The sequence below is a fragment of the Pseudomonas defluvii genome (assembly GCF_001695625.1).
GTDB classification, from domain to species: Bacteria; Pseudomonadota; Gammaproteobacteria; order Pseudomonadales; family Pseudomonadaceae; genus Aquipseudomonas; species Aquipseudomonas defluvii.
The window spans coordinates 22,201-31,949 of record NZ_MBPN01000060.1 but is presented as its reverse complement, the minus strand read 5'-3'; the positions used below and the strand labels follow the sequence as shown (position 1 = coordinate 31,949).

Below are 9,749 nucleotides of genomic sequence, written 5' to 3'. Positions count from 1 at the left end.
ATGGTCATGCCTTATGGGGTGTGGAGGACATGGGTTTATTGGTAATTGTCGTTTGAATACCCGCATCCATATTGTAAAAAACCAACGACTCTCCACTTCCGTTACTGGGTGAAAGTCGTGATTGCTTCAGCGCGCTTAATACATGATGTTCAATAAACTGATTCGCGCCGCTGCCGGATAGAAAGATGCTGGATGGGGGTGTGTTGTCGGGTAAAACCGGGCTGTTCGGCGTGTTTATCATGAGTTCTAATTGTGCGAGTTTTTCGCACAGTTCATTGAGTTTCTCATGAAGTGTGTCATTGGGATCATCTCGACACTGTTCGCGTTTTACCGTGCCCGTCGTTGAATATTCAACTGCACTTGAAGAGTGCTCGGCTATGGGCTCTTCATTGCTGTTTTTTTCTTGGGTCAAGCAGTTCGATGCTGCTGTTTCCTGTGCGTGCTCTGTGGGTGATTCAGTATTGTCAGGGACATACAGTGATCGTGTGTTGAAATTTAATGTAAGAAAGAAAAGCAGTGTCAGGAAGGGCGGAAACCCTACAAGAAACCACGTGTAAATTTCTTGGCTGTCTTCACCGAGAAATGGCAGGGAGGCCAGCGCAGAGGCCTCAATGATTCCGGCGAAGATGGCGATGATGGTCAACGGACTTTTGGGTTCGGCGTTGCTCATAATTCAGTACCTTCTGCTCATTTTGGCGGAGATGCATGACGGGCCGCCATGCTCAGAAGGATCGCTCGAATAGTCCGTACAGGTGGGTAATTATGTGTTGTTTCAGGCGGCACGTAAGGCGGCTGTATGGGGTGATTTTTAAAGAGGACTACGAACTTCTATTAATCTAATGGCACTATGGGAAATTTCCTTCAATGATTGTGGCGTCGCTTCATAGGTTGTGACTTTGAATGATGATAATGTTGTTTTACAGCGGATTTTACTTGTGTTTTCTTTGGCGGGTGCTGCTGTTTTCTGAGTTTGGCATTAATAAAATTTGTAGGAATTGTCCTATGATTTTGTAGGCCGTGTCTTTGAGTGTAAGTGCTTGGCGGGAGCAGAATGCAATATTTCGAATGAATGGGATATTGTGCGAGCTTAAAAACCGAACAGCAAAAATTTGGATTTGCCCATGAATAAAGTGCTGATCGTGGATGATCATCCAGTCATTCGTTTGGCTGTACGCATGCTGATGGAGCGGCATGGTTACGAAGTCATTGCGGAGACGGATAATGGTGTAGATGCACTGCAACTTGCCCGGGAATATCTTCCCGACATTGTTATTCTGGATATTGGAATCCCTAAACTCGACGGGCTTGAGGTCATTACCCGCTTGGCCTCTACAGGGGAGGCGTTGAAGGTGCTGGTGCTGACATCCCAGGCGCCGGGGCATTTTTCAATGCGTTGCATGCAGGCGGGGGCTGCCGGTTACGTTTGCAAGCAACAGGATTTGACCGAGCTCCTCAGCGCAATCAAGGCTGTGCTGTCGGGCTACAGCTACTTTCCCAATCAGGCGTTGCATTCGGTTCGTTCCAATCTGGGAGGGGCCAGTGAAGCGGAGATGGTCGAACGCCTCTCGGGTCGGGAAATGATGGTGCTGCAACAATTGGCGCGCGGCAAAAGCAACAAGGAAATCGCCGATAGCATGTTCCTCAGCAACAAGACGGTCAGTACCTACAAGACGCGTTTGCTGCTGAAACTCAACGCCCGCTCCCTGGTTGATCTGATTGAGCTCGCTCAACGTAACGATCTGGTATGAAATGACGTTCAAAATAGCTTCCCGACCAGGAGGCTTTTTGATAACCCACTACTCGCCGCCCTGTTGATTGGGCGGCTGTTCGTTAAAGATCGAAGTCGTAGTCCGCCAACTGTTTCTGCAAACGGCGCTCTTCCAGCAGGTTGTCAATGGTGCGGCGTTTACTCAGATTGGTTTTTGCCGTCTCTACCGGAACATCCGCGACAGGCGAATCTTCGCTGGCAGTAAAGTCGTCATCCAGATCCAGGTCTTCTTTATCGGTGCTCATAAGTCACTCCACGGCAAGAGGGCCATTGGCGCACCTTATAACGAGATTCTCAGGTCCGGTAAAAAAGATTTTTTCAATCGGCTAATCAGCTTTTTCGCTATTTGCTCAATCGTCTGAAGTCTTGTGCTTGTAATCACACAGGTCTTCGATCCGGCAACTGCCGCAACGTGGCTTGCGCGCCTGGCACACATAGCGACCATGCAGGATCAGCCAGTGGTGGGCGTCCAGCAGGTAAGCCTTGGGTACAAACTTCAGCAGCCCCTTTTCAACCTCTAGAACGTTCTTGCCGGGGGCTATACCCGTGCGGTTGCTGACACGGAAAATATGGGTGTCGACAGCCAATGCGGGTTGTCGGAAGGCGGTGTTGAGCACCACGTTAGCGGTTTTTCGACCCACCCCAGGCAGTGCCTCAAGGGCTTCACGGTTATCCGGCACCTGACTGCCATGCTTTTCCACCAGTAATCGGCAGGTTTCGATAACGTTTTTCGCTTTGCTGTTGTACAGGCCAATGGTCTTGATGTACTCCGACAGCCCCTCGACGCCTAGTGCGTATATTGCCTCTGGAGTATTGGCCACCGGGAACAGGCGTGCAGTGGCCTTATTGACCCCAACGTCGGTAGCCTGTGCGGACAGGATGACCGCAATCAGCAGCTCGAAGGGCGATGTGTAGGCAAGCTCGGTCTTCGGTTCTGGATTGTCTTCATGCAGCCTGCGAAATATTTCCAGGCGTTTTGTAGCATTCATGGGTCAGCGAATTCCTTGGCAGCTAGAGGGCGCACGTCGGCGCCAGGTCCTATTGTACAGGGCGAGCAACAGGCCAAGAAGGAACAGGGCCCCAGGGGTGAGATGGGCCAGGCGCATACCGCTGCCCATCAGCTCACGAGCCACACCCAGGCTGATACAGAGTGCAGCGAACCCGAGTAACAGGCTCAGCGGGGGGCGCCAGCTTTTGGCGTGTACCAGCGCATGCTCGAACAGCACGCACTGCAGCGCGATCAGTGCGGTGTAGAGGCCCAGGCTCTGGTAAAGCACCAAGGCATAGGCGCGTAGGCTCAGTTCCAGGCAGGTGACGATTGTTGCAGCCAAAAGCATGCTGGCGACTTCTGCGCCGATACCCGTCAGTAGCCGTCTCATGGGTGTCATGCCGAGGCGATGCAACAGTATTGCCAGTAGGCTGAGCGCTGCTATCGAAGCGCCCTGCAGCAGCGTTTGCGTGGCGCCCAGCAGCGGTGCCAGGCTTAGGCCGGCAAGCCAGTGTCTATTCATCGGTGGCCCCTTCGAGTAGGTCTTTGGCATGCTCATCGAAGTAGCGCAGTGCGTCATGTAGTGCCTGGATCACGGCGCGAGAGGTCACACTTGCGCCGGCCAGTTGGTCGAACTGGCCATTATCGCGTTTCAGTGCCCAGGCGGCATCGGGCGTAGTTGTGAGCCCATGGCCGATGAAGTGCTGCAGCCACGTGTTGCCGGGTTCTACAAGCTGTGCGCCAAGACCCGGGGTCTCCTGTTGTTGCAGGACTTTCAGGCCCATCAGCCGGCCGCTGGGGTCTATGGCAATCAGTATGTCCAGCGCGCCGCCGTAGCCCTGCGTACGACTATGCAGCACCACGGCGCTCGGCTGCCCGCCAAGTAGCGCACGGTAGCCTGCGCGCAGTGTGCTATGTGCCAGGCGGGTATCACTCAGGCGGATGGGGTGTTGCAGGGGGCTATTGTCATAGGCGTCAGCGGGCAGCACGCTTAGCCATGTCTGTGCCTTGAGTTGTTCCTGTGCGACCCTGATCGGCGCGGCAGCGTAGTGATGCCAGGCCATGCTGACCGCGACTGCCAGTAACGCAAGAGCGGCCAGCAGCATGCGGCTGCGCAGACCTGTACGGTTCATGTCGCCTCCCGTTCCCAGCGGCCGGCCCAACGTTCAAGGGCTGGCACCGCAAGGTTCATCAGCAGCACTGCGAACGCTATGCCGTCGGGGTAGCTGCCCCATGTTCTGATCAGGTAGATCAATACCCCGACGCCTGCGCCGAACAGCAAGCGGGCCTTGGGGCTCCTGGGGCCGGACACCGGTTCTGTGACAATGAAGAACGCCGCGAACAGGGTTGAGCCGGATAACAGGTGCAGCAGTGGCGAGCCGTGGGAGTCGGAGCCCGAACCGTTCCAGCAGAACAAACTGATGATAAACAGGCTGCTCAGCAGCCCTATGGGCGCGTGCCAGCTGAATACCTTGCGCTGGAGCAGGAACAGGCCGCCCAACAAGAAGCCAAGGCTGGCCCACTCGGTGCCTTTACCGCCGAAATGGCCAAATCCGGGGTGCTGGGCGAACAACTCATCCATGGTCAGGCTTCGGTTGTTGCGCAAGCCATCCAGTACGGTGGCCTGTACCCAGGCGTCGGGTTGAGTGCTGCTGGCGATACCAAACACCTGGTGCAGGCTGCTGCCAAGGTCCAGCGGTTGGGGGGCAGGCCACTGGGTCATCGCAACCGGGAACGACAGCAAGACCAGGGCATAGCCAAGCATGGCGGGATTGAATGGATTCTTGCCCACACCGCCGTACAGGTGTTTGCCTATCGCAATCGCGCTACTGGCGGCGATCAGCGGCAACCACCAGGGCGCATAGGCGGGTAGTGCAATGGCCAGCAATGTCGCGGTGACCAAGGCGCTGCCGTCGCTTAACGCGACCCGAACAGGGCGCTGCATCAGCATGAGCAAGCCTGCCTCGGTTGCCAGCGCCCCGACGCTGGTCAGCAGCAGGTTGAGCAGCAAGCCCCAGCCGTGTAACCAGAGCAACGCCAGGAGCCCGGGGGCGCAGGCCAGCAGCACCAGCCCCATGGCGGTGCGCAGGCGCTCGCTGACATCAGCCGCGGCCATGCTCGCTCACTGCCTGGAGCGATTCAAGGTGCGCTTGTGCAGCCTGAGACTCTCGCTCCAGTTCCAGTAATTGGGCATGCTGGGCATCGCTTGGGGTTTCACCGAACGCTGTACGGGCCTTGTTCAGCTGGGCGCGACTCATGGCTGCGGCGATCTTCGCCTGCTTCAGGGCCGCATCGGCTGCGGCGATCTTTTGAGCCTTGACGCGTTCGATGGCTGCCTTGATTGGGTCATCGGTTGCCGTTTCGGTCGTGGCATTGGCCGCAGGGCGTTGGCTGCGGGCAAGGCGTTCGGCTTGTTTACGAGCCTCGTCACGCTGCAGGCGTGCGTTGCGTTGCTCGTAACGGTGCCTGGAGTGGTCACGCTTGGCGGTTCGTGCAGCCCGTTGCTCGGCATCGGTTGCCAGCCCGCCTACGATGGGGATGATTGCGCTGTTCGCCGGTAAGGGTAGCAAGTCGATGCAGTCGACCGGACAGGGCGCAACACACAGGTCGCAGCCGGTGCATTCGGTGCTGATGACCGTGTGCATCAGTTTGGCTGCGCCGACAATCGCATCCACCGGGCAGGCCTGGATGCATTTGGTGCAGCCGATACATTCCGCTTCCCTGATGTAGGCAACCTGAGCCGGTGCACTGCCGCGCTCGGGGTCCAGCGCCAGAATCGGTACGTCAAGCAGCTCGGCCAGGGCGGCGATCGTTTCGTCGCCGCCTGGCGGGCATTTGTTGATGGCCTCGCCCTTGGCCAGGCCTTCTGCGTATGGGCGGCATCCGCCGTGGCCGCATTTGCCGCATTGGGTCTGTGGCAGCAGGGCGTCGATGCGTTGAATCAGACTCATGATGTAAACAATCCGTTGAGGCCGAGAAAGGCCATGGCCATGATACCGGCGCCAATCAGCTCCAGTGGCAGGCCGCGAAAGGACTCGGGTATGGCGTCGTTGTCGAGGGTACGCTGTCTAAGGTCGTCGAGCAGCATCAATACCAGCCAAAAGCCCAGGCCGCTGCTCATGCTCAAGGCTATGACCTGCAGCACGTCGAGTTCAGGGCTACTGGCGGTGAGGCTCAGCGCCAGCACGCCGGCATTGCCAAGCAGCAGAGGCTTCAGACCCGTCTGCGGCAGTTGGGGCTGCCAGCGACTGACAAGGGTAAGCAGTGGCGTGATCAGTACGATGCACAATGGCAGGAACACGAACAGGCGCAGATAGTCCAGCTGCAAGGGCAGGAGCAGGTAGCGATAGAGGAGCTGACCGATCAGGGTGCTGCTCAGCATCAGCAGGCCGGTGGTCAATCCCAGTGCATGGATCTTGTGTCGGTCTGCAGCGCCATCAATACGCAGGGCGGGATCAAGGGCCAACCCCTGGTGCAGGACGATGTTGTTGATCAATGCAGCGCCGATGAGCGTAACGATCAGTTCTGTCATTGGAGGGCCGAAAAATCAGGGCTGTCAGCCATTATCCGGCAACGACGAAGGGAAGAGAACGCCCCGGCCTGAGATGACCGGGGCGGATGTCACTTATTTGATGCGTTGACCCGGTTTTGCACCGCTGTCAGGGCTCAACAGGTAGATCTCTTCACCGCCAGGGCCGGCAGCCATTACCATGCCTTCGGAGATGCCGAAGCGCATTTTGCGTGGTTTCAGGTTGGCGATCATCATGGTCAGCCGACCTTCCAGCTTGGCCGGGTCCGGGTAGGCCGACTTGATGCCGGAGAACACGTTGCGCTGTTCGTCACCGATGTCCAAGGTCAGGCGCAGCAGTTTGTCGGCACCTTCCACTGCTTCGGCCTTGAGGATCAAGGCAACACGCAGGTCGACCGCCGCAAAGGCGTCGAAGTCGATCTCCGGCGACAGCGGATCCTTGGCCAGCTCGCCGTTGCCAGTTGCTACGCTGGTCTGGGTCGCTTCCAGGTCTTCTTTGCTGGCAGCCGTCATGGCCTCGACCTTGAGCGGGTCGATACGGCTCATCAAGGCCTTGAACGGGTTCAACTTATGGTTGACGAGGCGGGTCTGATGGTCGGCCCAGGTCAGCGGGGCAACGTTCAGGAATGCTTCGGCATCGGCGGCCAATACTGGCAGCACCGGCTTGAGGAAAATCACCAGTTGGCGGAACAGGTTAACGCCTTGGGCGCAGATCGCCTGGACTTCTTCCTGCTTGCCTTCCTGCTTGGCCAGGGACCAAGGTGCCTTGTCGGCAATCCAGGCGTTTGCGCGGTCGGCCAGGGCCATGATCTCGCGCATGGCGCGGGCGAAATCGCGGTTCTCGTAGGCTTCGGCAATGCCGGGCGCAGCGGCCAGGAAGGCTTCGGTCAGTTCCGGTGCTGCGTCGCCATCGACCATTACACCGTCATTGCCCTTGTGGATGAAGCCGGCACAACGGCTGGCAATGTTCACCACCTTGCCAACCAGGTCTGAGTTGACCTTCTGCACGAAATCTTCGAGGTTCAGGTCGAGGTCGTCCACGCCGCGGCTGAGTTTGGCGGCGTAGTAGTAGCGCAGGTATTCCGGAGACAGGTGATCCAGGTAGGTGCGGGCCTTGATGAACGTGCCGCGCGACTTGGACATTTTCTGGCCGTTGACCGTCAGGTAGCCGTGGACGTTGATGCCGGTAGGCTTGCGATAGCCGGCACCTTCGAGCATGGCAGGCCAGAACAGGGCGTGGAAGTTGACGATGTCCTTGCCGATGAAGTGGTACAGCTCGGCTTTCGAGTCCTTGTTCCAGAACGCATCGAAGTCGAGCTCCGGGCGGCGCTCGCAGAGGTTCTTGAAGCTGGCCATGTAGCCGATCGGCGCATCCAGCCAGACGTAGAAGTATTTGCCAGGCTCGTCCGGGATCTCGAAGCCGAAGTACGGTGCATCACGGGAGATGTCCCACTCCTGCAGGCCGGCATCGAGCCATTCGGCGATCTTGTTGGCTACCGCGTCCTGCAGGGTGCCGCTGCGGGTCCAGCTTTGCAGCATGGCCTGGAAGTCTGGCAGCTTGAAGAAAAAGTGCTGGGAGTCTTTCAGTACCGGTGTGGCGCCGGAGATTGCCGACTTGGGGTTCTTCAGTTCGGTTGGTGCGTAGGTGGCACCGCATTTCTCGCAGTTGTCACCGTACTGGTCTTCTGCCGCGCATTTCGGGCAGGTGCCCTTGATGAAGCGGTCGGCCAGGAACATTTTCTTGTCCGGGTCGAAATACTGGGTGATCGAGCGGGTTGCAATGTGCCCGGCGTCGCGCAACTTCAGGTAGATATGGCTCGACAGCGCCCGGTTCTCTTCGGCGTGGGTCGAGTGGAAGTTGTCGAAGTCCACCAGGAAGTCAGCAAAGTCGCTGCTGTGCTCAGCTTGCACGCCGGCAATCAGTTGCTCGGGAGTGATGCCTTCTTTTTCGGCGCGCAGCATGATTGCCGAGCCGTGGGCATCGTCAGCGCAGACATAGATGCACTGGTTACCGCGAAGCTTCTGGTAACGCACCCACATGTCGGTCTGGATGTATTCGAGCATGTGGCCAAGGTGGATGGAACCGTTGGCATAGGGGAGGGCGCTGGTGACTAGAATCTGGCGTGGCTCGGACATGGGGGCTCGGCTACTTTCGGCTACAAGAGATGAAACGGAGATCGGTCACTATAAAACGCCGGGAAATATATTTCACCCCGTGCACGTATCTGGGCGTGTTTCACGGGTTAGCATAGTGACCTGTTTTGCTCAGTCTTTTATCGGGAGTCTCCATGAGTGCCGTCACTCGCGCAGCCGTCGAATCCGTCCTTCGTCAATACACCGACCCATACCTGAACCAGGATCCGGTCAGCGCTGGCTGTGTCCAGGCCATCGATATCCAGGGCGAACGCGTCAGCGTGAAGCTGCAACTGGGCTATGCCGCCGGGCTGTTCAAGAAAGGGTGGGCGCAGGTGCTGCAGACCGCCATCGAAGGGATGGAGGGTGTCGCTGCGGCCTCGGTCGAGATCGACTGCGTGATCGCCGCACACAAGGCCCAGGCGCAGATTCCAGGGTTGGCCAACGTGAAGAACATCGTTGCCGTAGCCTCTGGCAAGGGCGGCGTCGGCAAGTCGACAACAGCTGCCAATCTGGCGCTGGCGTTGGCCCGTGAGGGTGCCCGTGTGGGTATTCTGGATGCGGATATCTATGGTCCGAGCCAGGGTGTGATGTTTGGCATCCCCGAAGGCACCCGACCGAAGGTCAAGGATCAGAAGTGGTTCGTGCCACTTCAGGCTCACGGTGTTGAGGTCATGTCCATGGCATTCCTGACCGACGACAACACACCGATGGTGTGGCGTGGCCCGATGGTCTCTGGCGCCTTGCTGCAATTGGTGACACAGACCGCATGGGACAATCTGGACTACCTGGTGATCGACATGCCGCCGGGCACGGGCGATATCCAATTGACCTTGGCGCAGAAGGTGCCGGTGGCGGGTTCGGTTATTGTGACTACGCCCCAGGATCTGGCCCTGCTGGATGCCCGCAAAGGAGTGGAAATGTTCCGCAAGGTGAACATTCCGGTGCTGGGTGTGGTTGAGAACATGGCCGTACATATCTGCTCGAACTGTGGCCATGCCGAGCACCTGTTCGGTGAAGGCGGTGGCGAGAAGCTGGCGGCACAGTACGGGGTCGAGTTGTTGGCGTCATTGCCGTTGTCGATGCTGATTCGCGAACAGGCTGATAGCGGTAAACCAACAGCCATCGCCGAACCCGAGAGCCAGATCGCCATGGTGTACCAGGAGCTGGCACGTCAGGTCGGCGCACGGATCGTGCTGCAGGAAGCCGCAACCCCGGCGATGCCGAGCATTACCATCAGCGAAGACTAATGCCTGTAGGCGCCGGCGATACTATCGCCGGCAGTGCCGGTTATTTCAGTGCCGGGTAAACTGAGGGCATAAAAAAACCCC

At 58.0% G+C, this 9,749-nt stretch carries 9 protein-coding genes and 2 pseudogenes; 2 read left to right on the top strand and 9 right to left on the bottom strand.

Annotation, left to right across the window (positions count from 1 at the left end):
* Positions 1–415: 415 nt before the first annotated feature.
* Positions 416–670, bottom strand: a pseudogene (locus EKA13_RS16665) (hypothetical protein); the annotation flags it as partial.
* A 451-nt stretch (positions 671–1,121) separates the two neighbouring features.
* Here EKA13_RS16665 and EKA13_RS16660 point away from each other — a divergent pair.
* Positions 1,122–1,748 (top strand): response regulator transcription factor, encoded by a 627-nt coding sequence (locus EKA13_RS16660; protein WP_065760458.1) that lies wholly within the window; start codon positions 1,122–1,124, stop codon positions 1,746–1,748.
* Positions 1,749–1,830: 82 nt separating this feature from the next.
* On the opposite strand, the gene EKA13_RS16655 is transcribed toward EKA13_RS16660, so the two are convergent.
* The 8 genes and pseudogenes from EKA13_RS16655 to metG all read right to left on the bottom strand — a co-directional run bounded on the left by EKA13_RS16655 (position 1,831) and on the right by metG (position 8,421).
* Positions 1,831–2,013, bottom strand: a complete 183-nt coding sequence (locus EKA13_RS16655; protein ID WP_065760457.1) for a PA3496 family putative envelope integrity protein — start codon at positions 2,011–2,013, stop codon at positions 1,831–1,833.
* 105 nt (positions 2,014–2,118) lie between these two features.
* Positions 2,119–2,757: an endonuclease III gene (nth, locus tag EKA13_RS16650; protein WP_065760456.1), complete on the bottom strand. Its 639-nt coding sequence runs from the start codon at positions 2,755–2,757 to the stop codon at positions 2,119–2,121.
* A gap of 3 nt (positions 2,758–2,760) precedes the next feature.
* Entirely contained in the window at positions 2,761–3,279 is a 519-nt protein-coding gene (locus EKA13_RS16645) for an Rnf-Nqr domain containing protein (protein ID WP_065760455.1), read from the bottom strand.
* Entirely contained in the window at positions 3,272–3,889 is a 618-nt protein-coding gene (locus tag EKA13_RS16640; RefSeq protein ID WP_065760454.1) for an RnfABCDGE type electron transport complex subunit G, read from the bottom strand. The genes EKA13_RS16645 and EKA13_RS16640 overlap by 8 nt, the downstream gene beginning before the upstream one ends.
* A complete protein-coding gene (locus EKA13_RS16635; protein ID WP_065760453.1) occupies positions 3,886–4,872 on the bottom strand; it encodes an RnfABCDGE type electron transport complex subunit D in 987 nt (328 codons plus the stop codon). Before EKA13_RS16635 ends, EKA13_RS16640 begins: the two co-directional genes overlap by 4 nt.
* Positions 4,873–4,882: 10 nt before the next feature.
* Positions 4,883–5,707 (bottom strand): annotated as a pseudogene (gene rsxB / locus EKA13_RS16630) (electron transport complex subunit RsxB); the annotation flags it as partial.
* The gene (locus tag EKA13_RS16625) at positions 5,704–6,288 is read right to left on the bottom strand and encodes an Rnf-Nqr domain containing protein (protein WP_065760451.1); all 585 of its coding nucleotides are present in this window, start codon (positions 6,286–6,288) and stop codon (positions 5,704–5,706) included. The gene EKA13_RS16625 and the pseudogene rsxB, both read right to left, overlap by 4 nt.
* A 93-nt stretch (positions 6,289–6,381) precedes the next feature.
* Positions 6,382–8,421 (bottom strand): methionine--tRNA ligase, encoded by a 2,040-nt coding sequence (metG, locus tag EKA13_RS16620; protein WP_065760450.1) that lies wholly within the window; start codon positions 8,419–8,421, stop codon positions 6,382–6,384.
* A gap of 152 nt (positions 8,422–8,573) precedes the next feature.
* On the opposite strand from metG, the gene apbC reads away from it, so the two are divergent.
* Positions 8,574–9,668 carry an iron-sulfur cluster carrier protein ApbC gene (gene apbC / locus EKA13_RS16615; protein WP_065760449.1) on the top strand — a complete coding sequence of 365 codons (1,095 nt, stop codon included), beginning with the start codon at positions 8,574–8,576 and terminating at the stop codon, positions 9,666–9,668.
* Positions 9,669–9,749: the final 81 nt, after the last annotated feature.